20 protein-coding genes and 1 pseudogene are annotated in these 22,801 nt (G+C 61.7%); 11 read left to right on the forward strand and 10 right to left on the reverse strand.

Annotation, left to right across the window (positions count from 1 at the left end; all coding sequences use genetic code 11):
- Positions 1–234: 234 nt before the first annotated feature.
- On the forward strand, positions 235–993 hold the full coding sequence (locus CBM2586_RS18220; protein WP_240987957.1) for a Crp/Fnr family transcriptional regulator: 759 nt from the start codon (positions 235–237) through the stop codon (positions 991–993).
- 56 nt (positions 994–1,049) lie between these two features.
- Here the strand turns inward: CBM2586_RS18220 and CBM2586_RS18225 are convergent.
- From CBM2586_RS18225 to CBM2586_RS18235, 3 genes and pseudogenes are all read right to left on the reverse strand, one after another.
- Positions 1,050–1,716: pseudogene (locus CBM2586_RS18225) on the reverse strand (acetyl-CoA C-acetyltransferase); the annotation flags it as partial.
- Positions 1,717–1,776: 60 nt separating this feature from the next.
- Positions 1,777–3,162 (reverse strand): MFS transporter, encoded by a 1,386-nt coding sequence (locus CBM2586_RS18230; protein WP_115689025.1) that lies wholly within the window; start codon positions 3,160–3,162, stop codon positions 1,777–1,779.
- A 57-nt stretch (positions 3,163–3,219) separates the two neighbouring features.
- Positions 3,220–3,939 (reverse strand): nitroreductase, encoded by a 720-nt coding sequence (locus CBM2586_RS18235; RefSeq protein ID WP_115665566.1) that lies wholly within the window; start codon positions 3,937–3,939, stop codon positions 3,220–3,222.
- Between the two features lie 178 nt (positions 3,940–4,117).
- Here CBM2586_RS18235 and CBM2586_RS18240 point away from each other — a divergent pair, with 178 nt between their 5' ends.
- Entirely contained in the window at positions 4,118–5,767 is a 1,650-nt protein-coding gene (locus tag CBM2586_RS18240; protein WP_115689027.1) for an AMP-binding protein, read from the forward strand.
- Between the two features lie 229 nt (positions 5,768–5,996).
- Here CBM2586_RS18240 and CBM2586_RS18245 read toward each other — a convergent pair whose 3' ends face one another.
- The 3 genes from CBM2586_RS18245 to CBM2586_RS18255 are packed head-to-tail and all read right to left on the reverse strand — an operon-like array spanning position 5,997 to position 8,593.
- Positions 5,997–6,977, reverse strand: a complete 981-nt coding sequence (locus CBM2586_RS18245) for a Bug family tripartite tricarboxylate transporter substrate binding protein (RefSeq protein ID WP_115665564.1) — start codon at positions 6,975–6,977, stop codon at positions 5,997–5,999.
- A gap of 51 nt (positions 6,978–7,028) precedes the next feature.
- The gene (locus CBM2586_RS18250) at positions 7,029–8,033 is read right to left on the reverse strand and encodes a uroporphyrinogen decarboxylase family protein (protein WP_115689029.1); all 1,005 of its coding nucleotides are present in this window, start codon (positions 8,031–8,033) and stop codon (positions 7,029–7,031) included.
- Between the two features lie 14 nt (positions 8,034–8,047).
- On the reverse strand, positions 8,048–8,593 hold the full coding sequence (locus CBM2586_RS18255; protein WP_115665562.1) for a cysteine dioxygenase family protein: 546 nt from the start codon (positions 8,591–8,593) through the stop codon (positions 8,048–8,050).
- Between the two features lie 126 nt (positions 8,594–8,719).
- Here CBM2586_RS18255 and CBM2586_RS18260 point away from each other — a divergent pair, with 126 nt between their 5' ends.
- Complete coding sequence (locus tag CBM2586_RS18260; protein WP_240987958.1) at positions 8,720–9,610, forward strand: LysR family transcriptional regulator; 891 nt, start codon at positions 8,720–8,722, stop codon at positions 9,608–9,610.
- An 88-nt stretch (positions 9,611–9,698) separates the two neighbouring features.
- Here the strand turns inward: CBM2586_RS18260 and CBM2586_RS18265 are convergent, their stop codons facing one another.
- The 3 genes from CBM2586_RS18265 to CBM2586_RS18275 all read right to left on the reverse strand — a co-directional run bounded on the left by CBM2586_RS18265 (position 9,699) and on the right by CBM2586_RS18275 (position 13,759).
- A complete protein-coding gene (locus tag CBM2586_RS18265) occupies positions 9,699–10,664 on the reverse strand; it encodes a tripartite tricarboxylate transporter substrate binding protein (RefSeq protein WP_115689031.1) in 966 nt (321 codons plus the stop codon).
- Positions 10,665–10,975: 311 nt separating this feature from the next.
- Positions 10,976–12,229: an MFS transporter gene (locus tag CBM2586_RS18270; protein WP_115689033.1), complete on the reverse strand. Its 1,254-nt coding sequence runs from the start codon at positions 12,227–12,229 to the stop codon at positions 10,976–10,978.
- 204 nt (positions 12,230–12,433) lie between these two features.
- Positions 12,434–13,759 carry a tetratricopeptide repeat protein gene (locus CBM2586_RS18275; protein WP_115689035.1) on the reverse strand — a complete coding sequence of 442 codons (1,326 nt, stop codon included), beginning with the start codon at positions 13,757–13,759 and terminating at the stop codon, positions 12,434–12,436.
- Positions 13,760–13,923: 164 nt separating this feature from the next.
- Here CBM2586_RS18275 and CBM2586_RS18280 point away from each other — a divergent pair, with 164 nt between their 5' ends.
- The 8 genes from CBM2586_RS18280 (at position 13,924) to CBM2586_RS18315 (ending at position 21,771) form a co-directional block, all read left to right on the forward strand.
- A complete protein-coding gene (locus CBM2586_RS18280; RefSeq protein WP_115689037.1) occupies positions 13,924–14,805 on the forward strand; it encodes an AraC family transcriptional regulator in 882 nt (293 codons plus the stop codon).
- A gap of 2 nt (positions 14,806–14,807) precedes the next feature.
- Positions 14,808–15,464: a GntR family transcriptional regulator gene (locus CBM2586_RS18285; RefSeq protein ID WP_172583365.1), complete on the forward strand. Its 657-nt coding sequence runs from the start codon at positions 14,808–14,810 to the stop codon at positions 15,462–15,464.
- Positions 15,465–15,715: 251 nt separating this feature from the next.
- Positions 15,716–16,918, forward strand: a complete 1,203-nt coding sequence (locus CBM2586_RS18290; RefSeq protein WP_115665556.1) for a mandelate racemase/muconate lactonizing enzyme family protein — start codon at positions 15,716–15,718, stop codon at positions 16,916–16,918.
- Positions 16,919–17,152: 234 nt separating this feature from the next.
- Positions 17,153–17,434: a hypothetical protein gene (locus CBM2586_RS18295; RefSeq protein ID WP_115665555.1), complete on the forward strand. Its 282-nt coding sequence runs from the start codon at positions 17,153–17,155 to the stop codon at positions 17,432–17,434.
- 160 nt (positions 17,435–17,594) lie between these two features.
- Positions 17,595–18,275, forward strand: a complete 681-nt coding sequence (locus CBM2586_RS18300) for a cupin domain-containing protein (RefSeq protein ID WP_115665554.1) — start codon at positions 17,595–17,597, stop codon at positions 18,273–18,275.
- Entirely contained in the window at positions 18,269–19,402 is a 1,134-nt protein-coding gene (locus tag CBM2586_RS18305) for a flavin monoamine oxidase family protein (RefSeq protein ID WP_115689039.1), read from the forward strand. The genes CBM2586_RS18300 and CBM2586_RS18305 overlap by 7 nt, the downstream gene beginning before the upstream one ends.
- Before the next feature lie 56 nt (positions 19,403–19,458).
- Complete coding sequence (locus CBM2586_RS18310) at positions 19,459–20,487, forward strand: alcohol dehydrogenase (RefSeq protein ID WP_115689041.1); 1,029 nt, start codon at positions 19,459–19,461, stop codon at positions 20,485–20,487.
- A gap of 42 nt (positions 20,488–20,529) precedes the next feature.
- Positions 20,530–21,771, forward strand: coding sequence for an MFS transporter (locus CBM2586_RS18315; RefSeq protein WP_115665551.1), 1,242 nt, complete (start codon positions 20,530–20,532; stop codon positions 21,769–21,771).
- Positions 21,772–21,806: 35 nt separating this feature from the next.
- Here the strand turns inward: CBM2586_RS18315 and CBM2586_RS18320 are convergent, their stop codons facing one another.
- Positions 21,807–22,715: a LysR family transcriptional regulator gene (locus CBM2586_RS18320; protein WP_115665550.1), complete on the reverse strand. Its 909-nt coding sequence runs from the start codon at positions 22,713–22,715 to the stop codon at positions 21,807–21,809.
- Between the last annotated feature and the right edge of the window lie 86 nt (positions 22,716–22,801).

Raw genomic sequence — 22,801 nt, forward strand, 5'->3', positions numbered from 1 at the left:
CCCTGCGGGATCGTCCTTGACTTCGCGAGGCGGCCGCCTTAGCCTTAAGTGAATCATAATTTCACTTAAGGCCGGCGCCGACCGGCCTCCGCAGCAGGAGACGGTCGCCGTGAAAATCCTTTCCCCTTCAGCCGAGTCGGGCAAGCGCCAGAGAGCTCAGCGCTCACCCGGACTTGGGTGGCAAAGGCGATGAGAAGCACTAGCCCAGGCGCTTTGCAAAGCCGAGGCGTTGCCATGCGGTCGATTACTAGTGCTGAAATGGACGGCGCAGTCCATGTCCCCACGCTCTGCGGTTCGACGCTGCCACGCCATCGCACGCTTGAGGACTTCCTGCTGGCGTCAAGCTGGTTCGCCATATTGACCGACGAAGAGAAGTCGCGCGTCAAAACCGAGACGTTCGAGCGTTGCTGCGCCACGGGCGGCATGGCGTGTCATCGCGGCGATCCGGCCGATCACTGGCTCGGCGTAATCGAAGGTCTCATTAAAGTCGATACGGCCTCCGCTTGCGGTCGCGCCGTGACGTTTGCTGGCGTGCCAGCCGGATCGTGGTTTGGTGAAGGCGCAGTGCTGAAGTCGGAGATGCGGCCGTATTCGGTGGTAGCAATCAAGGACAGCCGCATTGCCTATGTGCCACGCGAGACGTTCTTGTGGCTGCTGGGGCGTAACCATGGCTTCAGCCGCTACGTCATTGACCAGCTCAATGCACGCTGCGGTTACTACGTCGGGCTGGTGCACAACTTCCGGCTCCACGAGGCCGCCGCCCGCGTCGCATTCTGCCTGGCCGAGCTATTCCACCATCAGCTCTATCCTGCCACCGAGCGCACCCTGGCGCTGTCGCAGGAAGAACTCGGCAGGCTATCCGGACTTTCCCGGCAAAACACCAACCGCGCACTCCGCGAACTGGCCGAAGCGGGCATGATCGAGATGGAATATGGAGCCATTGTGGTGATCGATCTGGAGGGACTGCGCCGGCACGCGCATATTGGCGATTAGCTCGCCCCGATCCATTGAAGCCAGGGCGAGGCGGCACTCGCCCTGGCGCCCACTTGCTACAGCATCTCGACCGCGATTGCGGTCGCTTCACCACCCTTGATGCATAGGCTTGCGATCCCGCGGCGGCCCTTGGCCTTGCGCAGCGCACCCAGCAGCGTTACCAGAATCCGGGCACCCGAAGCGCCAATCGGATGACCGGGCGCACAGGCCCCGCCGTGCATGTTGACGCGAGCGGCATCGAGGGACAGATCGCGAATTGCAGCCATCGTGACCTCGGCAACGGCCTCATTGATTTCCCAAAGATCGACGCAAGCCGTGTCCCAGCGAATCTCATGCTGCAGCTCCCGTATGGCCCCGATGGGAGCGGTGGCAAACGTCACCGGAGCCTGTGCGTGGGTGGGCATGGCCAACCACGCGGGCGATCGGGCTCAAGCCCAGGCTCTCCGCGATAGAGGCCTTCGTCAGCACCAATGCTGCGGCCACGTCCGAAATCGAACTGGAGTTGGCCGCAGTGACAGTGCCATCCTTTCTGAAGGCGGGCTTCAGCGACGCGATCTTGTCGACATTTGCCTTAAGCGGTTGCTCGTCATCAGCAACGGTGGGCGTCGCACCTTTCCTGTCCACGATCGATATCGAAGCGGTCTCCCATGCGAAGCTCCCGTCCCGGATCGCCGACTGGGCGCGTTGCGTGGAAAGCACCGCCCATCCGTCCTGCGCTTCGCGATCCGCCACCGGTCACGATAAATTCATTGCCCGAGATTCTCATGATGATGGGCCTCTATTTCAGTGGTTCGTCGGTTGATGCGCCGGCACGGACCCCAGCGCCGCGCGCGAGGTCATTTTTTCTGGCTGGTTCAGTGCCGCGGCGCTCTTGCGATGGTCAATCAGCATGACGGCGAGCGTACCGACAAGACCGGCAACGCCGATGGCCAGGAAGTTCTGTTCCAATGGCAGCTTCATTGCCACCAGCGCACCGATGAGGACCGGGGCGATGATGGCACCCAGTCGCCCGATCCCCGACGCGAATCCGACGCCAGTCGAGCGAATGGAACCGGGGTAGAACTCACCCGCGTAGGCATAGGCCAGCAACTGCGTCCCGAGGGTAGAAGCGCCCACGACAAATACGAGGACAAAGAGCAGTTCTGTCGCCTTGGTGTAGCCCATGAGCGCGAGGGAGACGGCGCCCGTGGCATAGAACGCCACCAGCACGTGCTTGATATTGAGTCGGTCACCGAGCCATCCACCGCCAATGGCACCGCAGACCGCGCCAATGTTAAAGACGAGCACGAAGTTCAGCGCCGAGCCCAGGCTGTATCCGGACAACGCCATGAGTTTGGTCAGCCACGAACTGAGCGCGTAGACCATGAAGAGCCCAGTGAAGAACGCCACCCAGATCATCAGCGTGCTAAGGGCTCTACCCTGCGAGAAGAGCGCAGCCACCGGAGCATTGGAAGCGAGTGCCTCGGACGGGACGAAGAACTGATAGCGGTCACCCTGCTTCAATCCCGGTGCCAGGCGTCGCGCTATCCGCTCCAGTTCGGCATGGCGACCCTTTTTTGCGAGTAAGGCAGGGGACTCCGGCATGGTCCACAAAATGAACGGGATGAAAAAAATCGGCAGGCCCGCGACGAAGAACACCGCTTGCCATCCGTACGTCCCGATCAGTTGCTTGCCGGTCAGCGCCACCAGGATGCCGCCGATCGAATATCCGGCAAAAACCAGGGTGACCAGCCGGGCGCGCATTTTGGCCGGTGCGAATTCGCCCATCTGGGCCGTGACAACGGGCAGTACGCCGCCGATGCCAAGTCCTGCGAGGAAGCGCGTCACGCTGAATGTGACGGGATCCGTGGTGAGCCCGGCCGCGGCCGTAAACAAGCTGAACAGCGCGACACAGATGCAGATGGACAGCTTGCGCCCGATCCTCTCGGCCATTGTGCCCAGGTAGATCGCGCCGACCATCATGCCGAACAGCGCGGAGCTGGCCATGAACCCGGCCTTGGTGGCGTCCACGCCCATTTCTTTCATGATCGAGGGCAAGGCCGCCCCGACCACCGCAAGATCATAGCCATCGAGAACCAGTATGGCGACACACCAGAACAGGATCACGGCGTGGAATCGCGAGAAGCGCGCGTCTTCTGCCAACTTTTGTACATTGATTTCGGTTTTCATCTGTCTCCTCCATGCGGTGATGGATGGGTTGCTTTGTCAGTAAGGCTTCATGCCTCTTTATGTGTGAACGACGGTAAAGCTGGATGCGGGCGCACGGTCCGATACCAGTTGGTTTTCCACACGCTCGTCGTCCGCGTACCCCAGGCTCATACCGACCAGGAATTTCTCCTCTGGCCCCAATGAAAGCTCCCGGCGAATGATGGCGTGGTACTTCATGAAGGCGGCCTGCGGGCAGGTACTGAGCCCATATGTGCGGGCCACGACCATGAGGTTCTGAAGGAACATCCCGTAGTCGATCAGGCTGCCTTCATTCATGAGCCGGTCGACGGTGAAAAACAGGCCAACGGGTGCGTCGAAGAACTGATAGTTCCGACCATGCTGGGCATGCATGCGCGCCTTGTTTCCCTTCTCGATGCCGAGCAGGCCGTAAAGCCTCCACCCCACTTCACGGCGTCGATCCAGATACGGTGGCACCCACTCGTCCGGGTAGTACGCCCACTCGTCAGCATGGGCGCCGGACTGTGCGGGGTCATCGTCGACCTGCTTGATTGCCGCGCAAATGCGGTCGCGAGCCGGCCCGGTCACGACATGCACTTGCCACGGCTGGATATTCACGCCCGTGGCGGCAAACCGGGCGACATCGAGGATCTTGTGGACGGTTTCCACGTCGACGGGCTGCGGACGGAAGGCTCTGACGCTGCGGCGGGTGACGATCGCCCATTCAACCGCCTCGCGGACAGACTGGAGTTCGGCGGGCGGGGGTGCAACTCTGTTCATGCTTGCTCTCTCGATATGTCGTAGACATCTGGCGGACTCCGGTCGGAGATTAGGAGCAAGAGCGGGGGCGCACTGTCATGTGCGAGACAGTCTCGACGGTGGCCGGTCGCTACATTTTTGTTTCCACAACCAGCGATAGCTGATGAACCGGTGCGGCACGTCAGGCAGGAGACAAAAGATGAACGCCAACATTTATCAGGCAGGACTTGAGCGCAACGCGGCCAACCATGTGCCGTTGACGCCCTTGCAGTTCCTGGATCGGTGCGCCGAGCAGTATCCTGAGCGAACCGCGATCGTCCATGGCAGCCTCCGTCAGTCCTGGAGGACAACGCGGGACCGCTGCCGCCGCCTTGCCAGCGCGCTCGTGAAGCGCGGCGTCCAGCGCGGTGATACGGTTTCCATCCTGGCGCCAAATACTCCTGCCATGGTCGAGGCCCATCACGGTGTCCCGCTAAGCGGTGCGGTGCTCAATGCCATCAACTGCCGGCTGGACGCGGATGGCGTGAGGTTCATCCTGGCCCATGGCGAAGCCAGGATCCTGTTGGTAGACAGCGAATTCGCCGCGCTCGCTGCAAGCGCTCTGCAAGGCCTGGAAAATCCACCAGTGGTGGTCGACATTCTCGACACTGAAGGGCCTGCCGGGAGCCGACTGGGCGCGCTCGACTATGAGCAGCTTCTGAGCGAAGGCGATGCCGACTTCGGCGGCATCTGGCCCGATGACGAGTGGGATGCCATCACACTCAACTACACATCCGGCACGACTTCGGACCCCAAGGGTGTGGTGCCGAGCCATCGGGGCGCATACCTGATGAGCATGCTTCAGCTGACCGACTGGGGCATGCCGCGCGGGCCGCGGTATCTGTGGACGCTTCCCATGTTCCACGCAAATGGCTGGTGCTTCGCGTGGGCCATAACTGCCGCGGCGGGCACCCATGTCTGCTTGCGCAAGGTCACGGCGGCGAATATCTTTCACGCCATTGACGCGCATAAGGTCGACCACTTCTGTGCTGCACCCATCGTCCTGGCATCGATTGCGACGGCATCGGAATCCGAGCGTTGCACGTTTTCGCATGCGGTCAGGGTGCGGACGGCGGGATCGCCGCCGCCGGCAAGTGTCCTGAAGGCTGTGATGGAAATGGGCTTCGATGTGGAGCACGTCTACGGCATCACGGAGGCCTCGGGAACGCCGGTCAGTTCATATCGCGATCCGGCTTGGGATGACAAGCCCATCGAAGAAAAAGCCCGGCTGATGTCGCGCCAGGGCAATCGGGCCGCCGCCCTGGAAGGGCTACGCGTTGCCGATCCCGACACCATGGAGCCGGTACCCTGCGATGGCAAGACGCAAGGCGAGTTGCTGCTACGCGGCAATATCGTGATGAAGGGTTACCTGAAGAACCCCCAGGCGACCGTAGCCGCATTTGGTGGCGGCTGGTTTCACACTGGTGACGTCGCGGTCATGCATCCCGACGGATATATACAGATCACGGACCGATCCAAGGATGTGATCATATCGGGCGGGGAGAACATCTCGTCGGTGGAGGTTGAAGATGTCTTGCATCAACACCCCGCGGTCTTGATTGCCGCCGTGGTAGCCCAGCCACATCCGAAGTGGGGGGAGTCGCCCTGTGCCTTTATCGAACTGAAGCCGGGAGTCGACGCACCCGCGGAAAAGGAGGTCATTGATTTCTGTCGTGATCGGTTGGCCCATTACAAATGCCCGGTGAGGGTTATATATGGTCCATTGCCGAAGACCGGTACGGGAAAGATCCAGAAGTACCGCCTGCGCGAACTCGCGAAGAGTCGCGAGGCCATTTCCGAAATTGTGTGATCGTAGTGGGATCCAGCTCGAAGTACCTTCATCTGATGAGTCGGATAGGGCCCCACAAGCGAAAAACCGTGATTGTCATTGCAAGGAAAATCGGTCGCCAAACCGGTCAACGTGCTTCCCTGTCGATTGAGCTTTATCTCGATTGACAAGTCATGATCGAGAAGCGTTCAGAGCAACGGCCCTGAACGCTATATCCTTCCAGGCACAAACAGACCGTGCGGCCACCACCCTATTGAAGCTGGATATTCGCCTGCTTCACCACCGCCCGCCATTTGCTCAGGTCGGCTGACAGCGTGCTGGCGAGCCTGGATGGATCGCCCCCTAACGGGATCGCGCCCATATCGGCCAAAGCTTTGGCGACGTCGGGATTTGACAGCGTTCTGTTGAGGGCGGCGTTCATGCGCTGAACGATGGGGTCGGGCGTTCCCTTGGGCGCCAACACCGCAAACCACGTTGACGATATGAGCGAGGCATGTCCCAGTTCGGTCGTCGTCGGAACATCCGGCAAGGCAGGTGATCGCTTAGCCGACATGATGGCCAGAGCCTTGACCTTGTGAGCCTTGACCTGGCCGATGATTCCCGGCACCAGCTGGAACATCACTTGTATGTCGTTGGCGAGGAGGTTGGTGGTGGCTGTCCCTGGCGCGCTATAGGGAACGTGAGTCATGCTGACGCCGGTCTCGCGGCTGAACAATTCTCCGGCCAGGTGCATCGAGCTTCCATTACCCGAGCTGCCGTAGTTCAGTTCGCCATTGTGCGCTTTGGCGTAGGAGATGAAATCCGCCAAAGCGTTCACCGGCAAGGTGTTGTTGACCACCAGAACGTTGGGCACCTCGGCGACCATGGAAACCGGTGCGAAGCTTGATTGCGGATCGAAGGGCAGTTTGCGGTACAGGCTTGGGTTGACGGCCAGCGTGCCGGCCCAGGAGAGCAGGAAGGTGTAGCCGTTCGGTTTTGCGGCGGCCGCCAGTCCGGCGCCGATGTTTCCGTTGGCCCCGCCGCGATTGTCGACGACAACAGTTGCATTCAGCTCGCGCTTGAGGTTTTGTGCGAGCAAGCGCGCGATCGTGTCGCCGGTGCCGCCGCCTCCGGGGGCGGGAACGATCAGGCTGATCGGCTTGGACGGCTCCGGCCATGCATCGGCGTAGCTCGCCTGTGCGACCGCCAGCAACGCTGCCGCCATCTGTACCTTGCAAACATGCTTGAACATAGTGTCTCCTGCTTCTTCTGATGTGTCCTGGGCTTCCGACCGGGGTTATCGCTACAACGTTACCGCATTGCGGTCGCGTGCAGATTGCAGAACCGCTTGAATAGCACTATCACTGGTTGCGACCGGCAGTACGCATCCCGGTCCGATTATCAGGCGCCGGCCGCCAGTCTGCGCGATGGCATCCTCGACTTCGCCGGCGATTTCTTCGGGTGTGCCGTGGATCAGGGTCTGGTGCTCGTTCAGTCCACCCACCAGTACTCGGGGGAATTTCTGGCGGGCGCGCCGGAGATCCGGATCGGTCAGTCGGTCGTGCCAGTTGAACAGCTGTACCGGGTAGGCGGAAAGCAGATCAAACATGATGTCATCGCCGTGGGCGTGAAGCATGCTGACCTGACAGCGGCCTTGCAAGGCTTTGAGTATCTCGATGTCGTACTTCGCACCGAAGCGCTCATATTCTGAAACCGTAAGGAGCCGGTGCGAAGCGAGTTGGGTGGCGAGGAAGATGCCGTGGGCACCTGCTCGGATTGCGTCCAGACAGAATTCGATGGTGACGTCCGTGATGACGCGCAGGGCCGCTTCGACAGCGTCCGGGTGGCAGCGGATGTCGGCAAACAGGGCCTCGGTGGCGAGCTTGCGGGCTGTCGTCAGCGGGCTGAATGCGGTCTGAAGAATCGGTACCGAACCATGGAGCGCTTGGGCGGCTTGCGCCAGCGCAACGTTTTGCTGTCCCCACGAGCCGGCTCGCGCGCTGATGTGGCGGATATTCTTCCAGTCTTCCGTGCGTTTGACGGCGGCACGGGTTACGACCCGGGCGCCGTTTGCCGCCCCCGCGTAGGCCGTGGTGGCGCCCCAGTCTTCGACGCTGAAGGTGCCGGGAGGCATGAACTTCACGAAGTCGAACCTCCATTTTTCCTGCCACGCTATCGTATGCCGGGCCAGCTTGCCGGCATCGGTATCCTCCACGGGAAAATGGCGCCAAAGCGAGACCGGGGTCTGCTCGATGGGATCGCCGCGCAATACCCTTTCCATGCGCTTCCAGTGATCGATGTTTTTCACGGTAGCAACTCCCTTTAGAGCGAGGCGGGTTCCAGAAGCGGCAGGACGTTGTTGACGCCCTGACTCAGTTCCGTCGCCGGAACGCCATATGCGTGTACGGAGATGGCGGTTTCGTCGCGGCTATTGCGCAGGCGATGAATCTGATTCAAGCCGGCCGGGCCACAGCCGCCATCCCCCGGTCGCCTGGATGCACCATGGGTGGCGACCGCGCCGTGGCCGGCGGCGTCGTACGAAAAGCGCTCTTCGAACAGTTCTCCTGAAACCACCGAATAAGCGCACCAGGTGTGATGCGCATGGATCGGGCTGGCCTGGCCGCCTTTCCATACCAGGGCAAGAACGGTGTAGCGGCGGGCCGGATCGCTGTGGAGGACATGGCGCACATAGCTTTCATCGCCGGGTTCGCGCTGCTCGTGGGGAATCCAGACCCCCGAGCGGAAGGCGTGCAGAATCGCCGAACGGATGGCGCCCACATCGGGAAGCCTGGAACTGTCGAGAATCTGCGCGATGGCGCTGGTGAGAGCCGCCAAGGCGGCGGATGGAGACTGCGTTTCTTTGCACATTTGCGATTTCCAAAAGTTCGAGCACAATGCCGGCACGCAAAGTCTGTATGTGCAGACTCCTCAGGACAAACGAGTTGTTGCAAGACGAGAATTTGAGAAATGCAAAGGCTGATGCATTGCAGCATCATGGATCTGAAGCTCGTCGTGGCGATCGCGGATGCGGGGAACATGACGAAAGGCGGGGCGGCGTGCTTTCTGGCACCCTCGACGGCAAGCCTGCGCGTCAAGCACCTGGAGCAGGTGATTGGCACCAAGCTGTTCAAGCGCGAGGCGCGCGGCGTCTCACCTACCAGGGCCGGCCAAATCATGGTGGACCACTGCCGGCGGTGCCTCAGCGAACTGGATGAGATGCACGCTAACCTTGTGCCCTTCTCGGAAGACGTCCATGCACAGGTCGCCATCTACGCCAGCAGCAGCGCGATAGCCAGTTTCCTGCCCGGCGACCTGCAACGCTTCCTGAAAGCCCATCCCAGGGCCCGCATAACGCTCGAAGAGCACGTGAGCCGGGATATCCTCGTCGCCGTGGTCGAAGGGCGTGCCGATATCGGCATCCTCACGCATGCCGAACCCCATCCCGAGCTTGTGTACTTTCCCTATAAGGAGGATGAGATCGTATTGCTGGTGGCATCGTCCGAACCATGGGAAGAGCGCGAACCGGCGTCATTCGTGGACTGTCTGCGCTTCCCGTTTGTCAGCCAGCAGAACGGCTCGGCCATTCACTCGTTCTTGCTCGCCAAGGCGTCGGAACTCGGCAAACGCGTCGATGTGCGCATCCAGGTGGCCGGCTTCGCGGCGGTCGCATCCATGGTTCGCTCCGGCGCCGGCGTGGCTATCGTTCCGCGTTCCGCCCTGGCCACGGTCAATTGCGCGGAGCTCAGGGTGGTCGCACTCAAGGATTCATGGGCGGCAAGAACACTGAATCTCTGCGCACGCAGGGACGTGCTGGGTCCAAGAAGCTACGTCAGCGCGTTGCTGGACCTGCTGAGGCAAGGCTATGACAAAGGCCAAGGTGAATGACTTGCAGCAGCAACGCCGGTCGACGGGCCGCGACATCTGCCGATGTCGCGGCGCTTGCCTGTGACGGTATTACCGACTTCGCCCGGCGTTATTGCATACTTAGTCCGAGGCGCTTGACCAGCGCCTTTTCCTTGCTCTGCTCTTGCAGCATGAACTTCCGGAAGTCCTCGGAGGTCTTGTAGTCCGGTTGCATCAGATAATCGTCCATGATCTTTTGCACTTCGGGATCGCCCATTGCCGCATGGAATGCATCCTGTAGCTTCCTGACAATCTTCGGATCCATGCCGCGGGGTCCCGCGAGACCAATCGGAGAGGTGATGACGAGGGGATAGCCGAGTTCTTTTAAGGTTGGCGCGTCAGGGAACAACTTGCTGCGCTTCTCGGTCCAGACCGCGAGAAGCCTGGCCTTGCCGCTCTTGACCAGGGGAATCCACGTGCCGCCTTCAACCTGTAGCTGGGTATGTCCGCCGAGCAACGCGACGCTGGTCTCGGAACCCGACTTGAACGGCACATGCGCGAGGTCGATGCCGGCCATGGCGCTGATCTGTTCCATGCCCAGGTGCGGGGTCGAACTCTGGCCAGACGTGCCGTACGTAATGGCGCCCGGATTTTTCTTCGCCGCGCTGACGACGTCAGCCCAGTTCTTGTACGGAGACTGCGCTGCCGTCGTGATGGCAAAGGTATAACCCATCAGGCCCACGATGTACGTGAAGTCCTTCTCGGGATCCCAGTTGCTCTTCTGGATAAGCGGCAGGCGGAACAAGGGAACCGATACCTGGGCAATGGTATAGCCGTCTGGCCTGGCAGTCTTCGACATTGTCACGGCGCCCAGTGTTCCCCCTACGCCGGGCTTGTTCTCGACCACAAAAGGCTGACCCAGCCGCTTGGCCGCAGCGTTGGCCAGCGTGCGAAAGACCACGTCGGTGGATCCCCCAGCCGCCCAGGGAATGACGAGCGTAATCGGCCGATTCGGATAGTCGTCTGCCCACGCCGCGGTGGTCACGGCAAACGATGAAATGGCGATGACGCCGGCGAGGCTTGCGCTGTACTTCATTACTGTCTCCCCATATCTTGAAGTCGCATGGATTCATGTACCGACGCGGCGCGCTGTCATGTCTGTATAGGCAAGTTTCCGGCCAGTCAGCGCGCTTGCATCCGTGGTGCGGCAGAGTCTAGGTATTCCATGCCGAGAGCGTCAATTGAGCACGACGGGATCTGCCATTTCAGGTCCGGTGTTTTCTACTATTGACAATGCGGTGGCGTCGACAAGCGCTGATCAATGCCTTGTTTTCCGGCCAGAAGCGGGAGCCGGATCACGCCTGTGCCTGCAGGCAGTTTGCCTTTCCAGCGAGTGGCGCGCTCCGGTCAGCGCGAAGCGCGTGCCCGTAGAGATGTCAGCGAGAATCCGGCCAGTCCAAGGAGCGGGCCCGGAACAAGGAGCCACGTAGCGTCCAGTCCGACGCGTTCGATCAATGCCGTTGTCGCTGCAATGGAAACGACCGTGATGGCGAAGCCAATAGAGTTCTGGATTGCAAGGGCGCTGCCAACGAGCTCCGGTGGGCACGCTTTCGCAGCAAGCGCGGAGAACTGTGGAGAGTCGGCCACGACGGACGCTCCCCACAGCAATAGCAAACCGAGGAGAGGAACAGGCGACAGCGTCCGCCAGCCGAGCGCGAAAGCGATAGCACAGAGTCCCGAGAGGCTTAGCGCGGCCAGTGCCACCCTGGCGCTGCCGACACGTTGCGATAAGGAGCCGCCGACCAGCGAGCCAAGGCCGCCGATCCCGATCACCATGAAGGCGAGTCCGGGGACTCCGATGTCCGGGAACATTGCCGCCAACGATGTGCGTGCGACAAGAGCCGGTACCACGGTCCAGAACGCGTAGAGCTCCCACATATGCCCGAAGTATCCCAGAGTTGCGGCGCGGAATGAATCAATGCGGAAGACGTGCAGCACCGAGCGATGAGCAGGGCTAGCCGTGCTTGCGTGCGGCGCCTGACGCGGCTTCATCAGGGAATGGGGGCCGTCTCCAAGCACGCGGATTACGCAGGCGCCGAGCAGGGCGAGTAGCGACGATGCGGTAATGACTAGTTGCCATGGCAGACCAGCGCCTGCGACACGCATCGCATGGGGCAGGGCGGTGCCGAGCGTCAGCATCGCGACCAGTTGAGCCAGGGCTTGACCGGTTCGATGCGGTGCCCAGCCAACAATCAGTTTCATCCCCATCGGATAGATGCCCGCGAGGCAGACGCCTACGCAGAAGCGAAGCGCCGCACCACTGACGAGGCCAGTCGAGCACCAGGCAAAGGCGAGATTGAAGAGCGCCCCGGAAATCGCGCTTCCCACGAAGATCGAACTCGCGCGGAATCGGTCTGCGCCTCCGCTCAGGGAGATGCCCAGCGTGCCCAGGATGAAACCAAGCTGTACCGCGCTGGTGAGCCAGCCGATGTCGGCCTCCGAGGCCTGCCAGACTCGCATCAGGTCGGCTGCGGTGCTGTTCGCGCTGAACCACAATGCGGTGCCGAAGAGCTGCGCGATGGCGATCGCCGCAACGGGCCCGATGCCATGCACCAGTAAGCGTCGAAGCCCGGTGGCTTCCGTAGTTGCAATGGAGGTCATGTTGGAATGAGTGGCCCGGCCTGCCGATGCGTGCCGGTCGGGCGTGAGGGGCGGCTGTTTTGATGCGAACAAGAAGGCAGACACGTGGGCGAGCCAACCGTCGGTTTGACTGGCTCACGTGCGAGAGAAGCAGCGCGGAGGAACTAGGGGAATCGACGACTCCCCTTTACGCTGTCGCCCAGGGGAGCTGTCCACCGGGCGACATCAGGCCGCGGCGAGGGCATCAAGCCAGCTTGCGTCGCGGGGCGAGGGACGGCGATGCAGGCGCTTGTTGAGTAGCGCACGCGCCTTGGTCGCGTTATTGCTGCGCATCAAGGCAACCAGCAGGGTGTCTTCCACGATCTCCCGTTGCGCTCCGCTGCCGCCGATACGCACAACCTCGTGGGCCACCGGCTCCAGGATGCTGGCGCAACCCAGGTAGTCCTCTTCGGCGAAAGCCAGCGCGGCGCGACAGATGGCCGGCACCACGCGGCCCGCGGGGAGCTTCTCCGCCTCGATGAGCTGGTTCAGAGCTTTGATGCGCGCTTCGAGCGCCATCGTGTCGCCACTGGCAGCTGCCACAAGCGCCATGTGAACATCCGCGAACGGGAAGCCGGCCTGCTGGAAGTACCGCGAGGCATAGGCCGAGGCATCCTGCCAGAGTCCGGTTGGCACCGGATGTCCATAGGCCTGGAAGCGCCACAAGAAGGAAGCGGTATCGCTCACCACGTTGATAGGGGCGCCCAGGGTGTTAGAGGGTGCAACGCATTGGCCATAGATCCCGAGCGCCTGCTCGGTGTCGCCCCGCTCCAGCGCAACCAGCGCGGCGTGCCACGCAATATGGCTGTGCAGGATGCCGCTACGATCGTAGCCAGGCAGCCAGTCCTCGATGAGCGCTTGCGCCTCTTCGCCCGCGCCGGCTTCGTGCAGCACGTGCGTCAGCGCGTGAACCGCATTGACATTGTTCCGTCGCAACTGAAGAGCGCGCTCGGTGAGGGCGCGACCCCGGGAGACATCCCCATTCTCCCCATGCGACCAGCCGCGATAGGTCAGGAACCACCAGTCATCCGCGCCGAAATGCGAGGCATGGCGCTCGCACAGGTCCACGCGTGCCTGGTCGTGGTCTGCCATGCCCGAGAATGCGAGCAAGCCGAAGGCGCCCAGCGGCAGGGACAGGATCATGATGTCTCGCGGCCAGCGCGTGGTGTGCTCGAGCGCGCTCGCCAGCGCACTGGCGGACTGGCCGTGAATGGCCAGCCGCAGTACTTCCACATGGCTGCGCTCGCGCTCGGTGCCATGGCGAGCCACCAGTTCCTTCGCTACGGCAATCTTCCCTTTGGCCTCGCTCGCCTCGGCACGGATGGCGTGCAGGCGTGCGCGGGCAGCATGGGCGAGAGCGAAATCCGGGTCGGCCACGATCGCGTCATCGAGTGTGGCACCTGCATTCGGCCACAGCGAGAGCAGCAGGTCGACACCGGTCTGGTAGCGGTCCGCGGCGAGGTCAGAGGTCGTGGAGAGTTGCAGACCGTACCGGTCTTCGAAGCGCGCCATAAAACTATTCACTCCTTTGAGGATCAGGGCCTGGGATAGGCGATGGCATGCCGGCGGACAGCCTGGGCGATCGCCATGGCAACCATTAAAGCCGAATCGGACGTGGCCGTCTTTCGACTAAGGGTCAATCTATATAGAATAACTGCCAACCGGGAGCATGAAGCATGAGATGGGAGACGATCCAGGCGCCGCAAGGTGCGCAGCCGCCGCGGCCGATGACCGTGCGCGTGCAGTCCATTCCGGCGCGCCACGCCTTTCCGGAGCACGCCCATGATTGGCATCAGGTGGTCTATGCGATATCGGGTGCATTGACAGTTACCGTCGCGGGCGGCTCTTTCGTCATTTCGCCCGAGCAGGCCGCCTGGCTGCCCACCGGCCTTCCGCACCGGGTTGGCTCGTTACTGGGCGCAGAGTTTCGAAGCCTTTGGATCAGTGAAGGCGTAGGCGGGAACTTGCCGTTTGCGGTTCCGACCGTGTTCCGCGTATCGGCACTGCTGAAGGCGCTGATCGTCGAAGCGGCTGCGATTAGCGGTAAAGAGGATGTCGACGGCTACAAGGGGCGCGTCACGCGTTTGATCATTGACCAGCTTCACAGGGCGGAGGCGCTTCCAGGCGCGCTGCCCTGGCCCAGGAGAGCGCCGTTGACGACGCTTTGCGAGGCGTTGTACGCCGATCCGACGGACACCCGTGGTCCGGAAGAATGGGGCCTGGCTCTGGGGATGTCGGCACGTACGCTCTCGAGGCGCTTTGTCGGAGAGACCGGCATATCGCTGCGCTCATGGCGTCGCCGCATGCGGCTGTTCAGGGCGATTGAACTGCTGTGCGGTGGGATGAGCGTAACGCGAACCGCGATGGAACTGGGCTACGGTTCCACATCGGCGTTCGTTTACGCATTCCGCCTCGACATGGGTTGCGGTCCGCAAGCGTTTATTCGCGGACGCGGCGATGAAAACGAGAGTCGTGTGTCGGTATCGGATGCGCCGGAATCGTCCGGCGAATGCGGGCCGCTGCCGGCCGAAGTACATGGGAGACAGCCGTGCCAATAAACGTGGAAGAAGCCAGCAGCGAGCTAGCGTTACAAGAACGGATCAAGTCGCTGATCGCGCAGGGCGAGTTCGAGATGGGCCAGAAGATCAGTGAGGAACTACTGGCAAGGCGACTTAGCGTTGGCAAGGCTCCGATTCGCCGTGCCATTGCATCGCTGGCAGCGATCGGGATCATTCAGGTCAAGCCGCGGATCGGTACGTTTATTTTCTCCCTAAGTGAAGCGGAATTTGACCAGTTGAACCTGGTCAGGGCGTTGCTGGAATGCGCAGCCATCAGGCTGGCGATGGCGGGGAACGCGCCAGGATATACGCTGGCGATGCGAAACAATGTTTCCAGCGCGGAAGCCCTGGATTTCAAGGACAACTACCGGCGCGCCTACCGGCAGCTCGACAGGGAGTTCCACAAGCTCTCCTTTGTCTTCGCCGCGAATCCGTATCTGGCGGACGCCTATGAGACCCTGGACATAAAGATCTGGGCGATGAGAAGCCTGCTGACATTTCCCGACTCCCACTTTCAGTCTTCACTCAACGCGCACAAGTCCGTGGTGGCTTCGCTGGAGGCCGGCGACGTGGAAGGCGCTTGCGAACGGCTGACGGAACACATTCGCAAGAGCTTCTCGGATCGCGAACGAAATCTGCTGAGCCGGATTGATTCGTAGTGTGTGGCGGCGTGTTTGCCGCCTGCCACTTCAATCGTCAATAAGGGCAAACGGCAGACCTGACATGTCAGACCCCGTGTCGGTCATTTGACCATTCGCCTACCCGATTTCTACACTCGCTCGCGACGAGTCGCTATTGATGTCTCACGCCATGACCTTGGCGACTCGCTCTACCCGGTCTGCAGCGTGGAGGCCTGTGCCTGTGCGCAACTGCGGAGTCTGTTGGGCAAGCGATCACCAGTGGAGAAGACGTGAAGATTACGAAAGTGGAGATTTTCGATTGCGAAGTCAATCGAAAGGACGCATCGATGGCAAAGTTCAACCCGGTTCTGCTCCGGGTCCACACGGATGCCGGCATCAGCGGCATCGGCGAGGTCGGCCTTGCCTATGGCGCCGGCGCCAAGGCGGCGGTCGGAATCCTGCGGGACTTCGCCTCGTTCATTATCGGCAGGGATCCCATGAAGGTCGAAGCGATCTGGGAACTGCTGTTCCGCACCACCTATTGGGGTGCGGGAGGCGGGCCGGTGATGTACGGCGGCATGAGTGCAATCGACATCGCGCTATGGGACATCCGCGGACAGGTGATGGGGCAGCCGATCTATCAACTGCTGGGCGGCAAGACCAACGATGACCTGCGCACGTATGCCAGCCAGCTCCAGTTCGGCTGGGGCGATGCGTACTCGCAAAACGTCACGGCCGACCAGTATGCGGCCAGCGCCCGTGCCGCCATCGAGGAGGGCTACGACGCGGTCAAGGTGGATCCGCTCCAGATCGGTCGGGACGGCGTGAAGACAGGCGTAACCAAGATCAACCAGAAGCATTATGGCCTGTTAAGCCATGCCGAACTCGAGATGGGCGTCGAGCGCATCGCGGCGATTCGCGAAGCGGTTGGCCCCAATGTGGACATCATCTGCGAAATCCATTCGCTGCTGGGAACGAACTCGGCGATCCAGTTTGCCAAGGCGATTGAACCGTACAACATCTTCTACTATGAGGAGCCGGTGAATCCGCTGAACGCGAAGAACTTCGAGAAGATCGCAAGCAAGACGTCCATTCCGCTGGCGACGGGCGAGCGCTCATATACGCGCTGGGGCTATCGCGAACTCCTTGAAAGGCAGACGCTGGCCGTCGTCCAGCCCGACCTGTGCCTGGTAGGCGGCATTACGGAAGGAAAGAAGATCTGCGACATGGCCAATGTGTATGACGCCACGGTCCAGATTCACATCTGCGGCGGGCCGGTATCGACCGCTGCTGCCCTGCATGTCGAAGCCGTGATCCCGAACTTCGTGATTCATGAACATCATACGTACGCCCTGAAGTCATGCGTGCGTGAACTGTGCGTGCACGACTACCAGCCGGCGAGTGGGCGTTTCAAGGTGCCCGATGCGCCCGGGCTTGGTCAGGCACTGAACGATGAAGTCGTGAAGGACTACCTGGCTTATTCGATCGAATAGCGCATCCAGGTGGGACCGAAAGCTTATGGCGGTAAACTTTTTCTTTTAATCACAGAAATTTTATATCGTTTGTCAGTCGCTGGCCTTTGGCGAAGAATGGAATACGTCGGAAGCAAGGCGTGTTTGCCGCCATAAGCGGAGCCCGCGATGCAGGGCGCATCGCTGGACGGATAGTTTTTCCTTTCAGTTTGCCTCGTTCGCTCATTTTTGATCACCGGAAATCGGAGAATACGTATGGTCTATCTGCAAATTTCCCTCAAGATCGCCGATGCCAACCGCGCGGCTGCCGCCGGCATCTACCAGAAGTACAAGGAGCCGTTCCTCAGCACGGTGGCCGGCGCGAAGTCGAAGGACCTGCTGGTTCGCAAGGAAGATGTGCAGGTGCTGCATGGTTTCGACAGCCAGGAGAACGCAGATGCCTATTTGCAGAGCGAGCTGTTCACCGCAGATGTGGTGGCCGGTCTCAAGCCTTTGCTGGACGCCGCTCCTGAGGTGCGAATCTACGAGGTCGCCTGATCTCGCCGCACCCCCCTGCCGCTGCAAAAGCCCGTCCATTCGGCGCGCGTGCTCGATACACGCTCACCTCCACAAGTAGGCGGCAAGGCGATCCATTGGGCCGCGGCTGGCCGACACGGCCCAATGTATCCCGTTCTGTCCCTGCCTTAACGATGTCCCCATGCTAGTCAATGCAGATTTTTCTCTGCGCGCAGTCGTCACGCCCCGTCAGTACCATTGGACGCCTTCGCCCCAGCCCGGCGTTGAGCGCGTGATGCTGGACCGAATGGGAGGGGAGAATGCGCGCGCCACCAGCGTTGTGCGCTACGCTCCCGCTTCCTGCTTTCCTCGCCACTTGCATCCGGGAGGGGAAGAGATCCTGGTCCTGTCCGGGACCTTCTCTGAAGGTGAGGCGCATTATCCGGCGGGCTGGTATCTGCGCAGCCCACCGGGCTCCAGCCACCAGCCCTCCAGCGGCGAGGGCGCGGTCATCTTTGTGAAGCTCTGGCAGATGCAGCCAAGCGAATCACAGCCGGTTCGCATCGATACTCGAGATGAGTCGCGGTGGACGGTCAGGAACGGTCGTGAATCCTGCCTGCTGTTCTCTGACGCCATCGAACATGTCTCCCTTGAGCGCGTGCCAGCCGGCGCCAGCGTGTTCAACGGACACGTGGAGGGTGTTGAGTTGCTGGTACTGGGCGGCGGTTTGCGTGAGCGTGGGCAAGAATACGAGCGAGGCAGCTGGTTGCGGCTGCCGCCGGGCACGTATCCGGATTTGGTCGCAGATGTTTTCGGGGCCTGTGTATATCTCAAGACCGGGCATCTCGCGAACCCGGCCGGCCCGGCAGGTGCGTCATGCTGACCGCGCGCGTTGCCATCATCGGCGGTGGCCTGAGCGGCCTCTACGCGGCTTACCTGCTGGAGCAACGTGGCATCCGGGATTACGTGTTGCTGGAGGCTCGCGACGCGCCGGGCGGGCGGATCATGTCTGTCTCACCAGCGGCCGGTACCGGGGAACAGCGCTCCAGCGAGCAGTATGATCTTGGCGCGACCTGGTTCTGGCCCGCATTGCAACCGGATCTTCAGGCTCTGCTGACGGAACTGGGCCTGCGGACCTTTGAGCAGCAAGAGGCGGGGGACATGCTGCTGGAGCGTTCCCGGACGCACGCCGCCGCACGTGTCGATCGCTATCGCTCCACGCCTGCCGCGCGGCGGGTGGTCGGAGGCATGGGTGCGCTCATCGATGCCTTGAGTCAGCGCCTGACAGCAAACCGGCTCATGACCGGTTGCCGTGTGAGGCGGCTGCGCTATCGGGATGACTGCGTTGAAGTGGATGTCGATGGCCCGCAGGGGCGAGAGCTCGCGTATCGCGTGGCCCACGTTCTGCTGGCGGTGCCGCCCCGTCTTGCATTGGGCAAGATTGTGTTCGAGCCAGCGTTGCCTGACGCGTTGGCACGGCCATGGCAGGAGTGCGAGACATGGATGGCGTCACATGCCAAGTATGTGGCGGTCTTCGATCGACCTTTCTGGCAGGAGCAAGGGCTCTCGGGCGAAGTGCGCAGCGCTGTCGGCCCGATGACGGAGATCCACGACGCCTCGGCGCTGGCTTGCCATGGTGCACTGTTCGGATTTCTGGGCATTCCCGCCACTGCGCGCCACCAGATCTCGGACGAGGCGTTGCGGATGCACTGCCGCGCGCAGTTGGTTCGCTTGTTCGGCGACGATGCTGCATCGCCCCGAGCAGAATATCTGAAAGACTGGTCCCGCGATCCTTGCACGGCGGTGGCAGCCCACCAGAACACTGGCGTTCACCAGAGGCTGCGGTTGCCTTCGTCCGCCGGGTCCGGCGTCTGGTGCGATCGGCTCTCCGGGATTGCCAGCGAATGGTCACCGGAGTTTTCCGGGTATGCCGCCGGCGCACTGGATGCTGCCCGCCGAGGGGTCGCAGCGTTGATGGCAGGCATTACGGGACGTTCCCTTTTGCAATGACTCACGACCCAGCCCTTCCGCGCAAGACGGCTGAGGAGAGACCTTGGAGTTTGGCCATGAAGACGACCTATCGGGCCATGCAGATCAGCAGGCCGGGCGTACTGGAACTTGTGGAGCGGCCCGTACTGCAGCCGGGCGCAGGGGAAGTGCTGATCCAGGTGGAAGCCTGCGGCATCTGCGGAGCAGATGCCGCCGACATCGAAAGATCCGGCCCTGCTACGCAGCCGCCGCGTGTGCCCGGTCACGAGGTGGTTGGCCGTATCGTGGCCCTGGGCACAGGCATTCCCTCAATCTGGACGGTAGGCCAGCGTGTGGGCGTGGGCCGTCTGGGTGGTCACTGTGGCGAGTGTGCACAATGCCGGCAAGGGCGGTTCCAGCTGTGCCTGAGCCAACCTGTCGTCGGTGCCACCCGGGACGGCGGCTACGCCGAGATGATGCTCGCGCGCAGCACCGGTCTTGTAGCCATTCCAGATGAGCTTGGCTCGGAAGAGGCCGCGCCTATCCTATGCGCAGGTGTCGCTACCTTCAATGCATTGAAGACGTGCGGCGCGCAGGCTGGCGACACGGTGGCAATCCTGGGCATCGGTGGCCTGGGCCACATGGCGCTGCAATATGCACGGAACATGGGTTTCAGGGTTGTGGCCATCGGGCGAGGCGCCGATATTGCCGCCGATGCGTTGGCGCTGGGCGCGCATGTCTATATCGATAACCACCAGGAAGATGCCGCCTCGCGGCTCAGGGCTATGGGCGGCGCACAGGCCATTGTGACCATGATCGACCATGCCGAGACCATTTCGGCGCTACTGGCCGGCCTGGCACCCGAGGGGCGGCTGGTTGTTCTCAACCCCGCAAAAAGCCCGTTACCAGTCTCCGCAGGACTGCTTGTCGGCGGCCAACGCGGTATTCTTGGGTCGATCACCGGCACGCCCTGCGACAATGAGAAAACGCTGAACTTCAGTGTGCTCGTGAATGTGCGGCCGCAGATCGAAATCATGCCGCTGGAGAAAGCCGCTGAGGCATACGAAAAGATGAAGTCCGGTAACGCGAAGTACCGCATCGTGCTGACCATGGACCATTTGCGATGAGTGCGCTGCACCTCGCTGCAAGGGTGTCAAAAATCCCGAAATATGACCAAGTACAACGCCACTCCAACCATCCACTCTTCCGCTCTTCTTGAAGGGGTCCAGAGCGGCAACATCTGGCGACTGTCCATCGCCCAGGCACTGGCCGGTGCTAACTCGGTGGTGGTTTATGCCACGGGGGCCATCGTCGGCGACATGCTCGCACCCGTGCCCGTGCTGGCTACCTTGCCCATTTCCATCTTTGTGGTGGGCATGGCGGCGTGCATTTTGCCCATCGGTGCGATCTCCCGCAGGTATGGCCGCCGCGCTGCCTTCCTGGCAGGCACCGGGGCCGGTGTATTGACCGGCCTGCTGGCGATGCTTGCGGTCATCCTTGGCCTGTTCTGGCTGTTTTGCCTGGCGACCTTCTTCGGAGGCGGCTACGCCGCCGTCGTCCTGTCCTTTCGCTTTGCGGCAGCCGATGGTGTGGCACCGGCCCGGCGCGCACGGGCACTATCGCTGGTCATGGCCGGCGGTGTGGCTGCAGGGGTGGTGGGGCCGCAATTGGTGAACTGGACCATGGATCTGTGGCCGACGCACAAGTTCGCAGTCACCTTCCTGGTGCAGGGTCTCGTTGCCGCGCTCTCGGCGCTTGTACTGCTCGGGGTCAAGCTACCCCAACCCACCGTTGCAGAAATGGCCGGCGGCAGACCGCTCACCGACATCGCACGTCAGTCGCGCTTTGTCGCCGCCGCGATCTGTGGCGCAGTGTCCTATATGCTGATGAACTTCCTGATGACTGCCGCGCCGCTGGCGATGCATATCTGCGGGCACCCCCAGGCATCCGCCAACCTGGGGATGCAATGGCATGTCATCGCGATGTACGCGCCGAGCTTCTTCACGGGTTCTCTGATCGCACGGTTCGGCGCAAGCCGCGTGGCGATCGTGGGCTTGGCGTTGACCGGACTGGCTGCCGCGGTCGGGCTTGGTGGCATCGACGTGGCCCACTTCTGGGCCACGCTGATCCTGCTGGGCCTCGGCTGGAATTTCGGATTCCTCGGGGCATCGGCGCTGGTGCTGGAATGCCACCGCCCGGAGGAAAAGACCCGCGTGCAGTCGCTCAACGACTTCATCGTCTTTGGCCTGATGGCGATCGGCTCGTTCTCCTCGGGCGGTTTGTTGTCCGTCTACGGCTGGAACACAGTGCTGTGGGTGTCATTCATTCCACTTGCGCTGGCTCTGATGGCGCTGGCTGTAGCGATGAGAAGGAGCCGTGCCCTTCCCGTTGAACACAAAACCATGGCGTGAGACGTTGGCCGGGCAGCTTGCTGCCCGGTCAACGCTCAGGAACTCTGTCTCAATGCCGATCGCGAGGAAGAGACGACGCTGATAAAGCGCTGAAGCACAGACGAGCATCGGTCGCGGCGCCATACGAGTTCCCAATCCTGACGAATGGTCAGATCCGCCAACGGCATGAAAGCAACGGTCTCAGGAGCGATGCGGCGAGCACCTTCCGGCAAGATCGTGCATCCCATGCCGGCAGCGACCAGCGTCAGCATCGAGGCGGCGTCCACCCCGTGAACCGCGGTCCGCGGAATGAATCCGGCATCGAAGAAGCAGTGAATCAGCCGGTCGTGCCATGCCGGGGCGGCTGTGCGCGGCAGCCAGATGAACTCCAGGTCCTGAAGGTCCTTCAACACTTTGGGCCCCTTTCCCCTGGGCCATTTCCAATCCGCCGGATAGGCCAGCAACATCCGATCCGAGAAGACAGGAATTCCCTCGAAATCCGGGTCGTCGGGTGGGCGGAATAGCAGAAAGCCCGCGTCCAGCCTCCCTTCCGCAATCTGGCCAAGCTGAACATCGGAAAGCAGATGGTGCAGGGTGATTCCGACCCCTGGCACCTCCTTTCGATACTTCTTCAGCACTTCGGCGATCTTGGGCGCCAGGTTCTGCATGACGGGCAGTGCAATGGACAGGTGCCCGGATTCTCCGCGCCCGGCTCGTTGCGCTCGCTCTTTCGCAGCACTCGCGTCGTCAAGCAGCTTGCCTGCATCCTCCAGCAGTTGGATGCCGGCATCCGTCAACTTTACGCCGCGCGTGGTCCGCTCGAGCAAGCGTGTGCCCAGATCGTCTTCGAGAGACTGAATCTGGCGCGTCAAGGCTGGCTGAGCAATGTGCACCGACTGGGCCGCGACACTGATGCTCCCATGCTTCGCCACAGCGCAGAAGTAGCGTAACTGACGCAGATCCATGGCTATACCTTTTCAGCATCGATTGGATGTTCAAAAGGTATTTTACGGCATGACGACTCGTTCCTACCATTCATCGGCTTGCCTTG

The organism is Cupriavidus taiwanensis (genome assembly GCF_900250115.1).
Classification (GTDB): Bacteria; Pseudomonadota; Gammaproteobacteria; order Burkholderiales; family Burkholderiaceae; genus Cupriavidus; species Cupriavidus taiwanensis_B.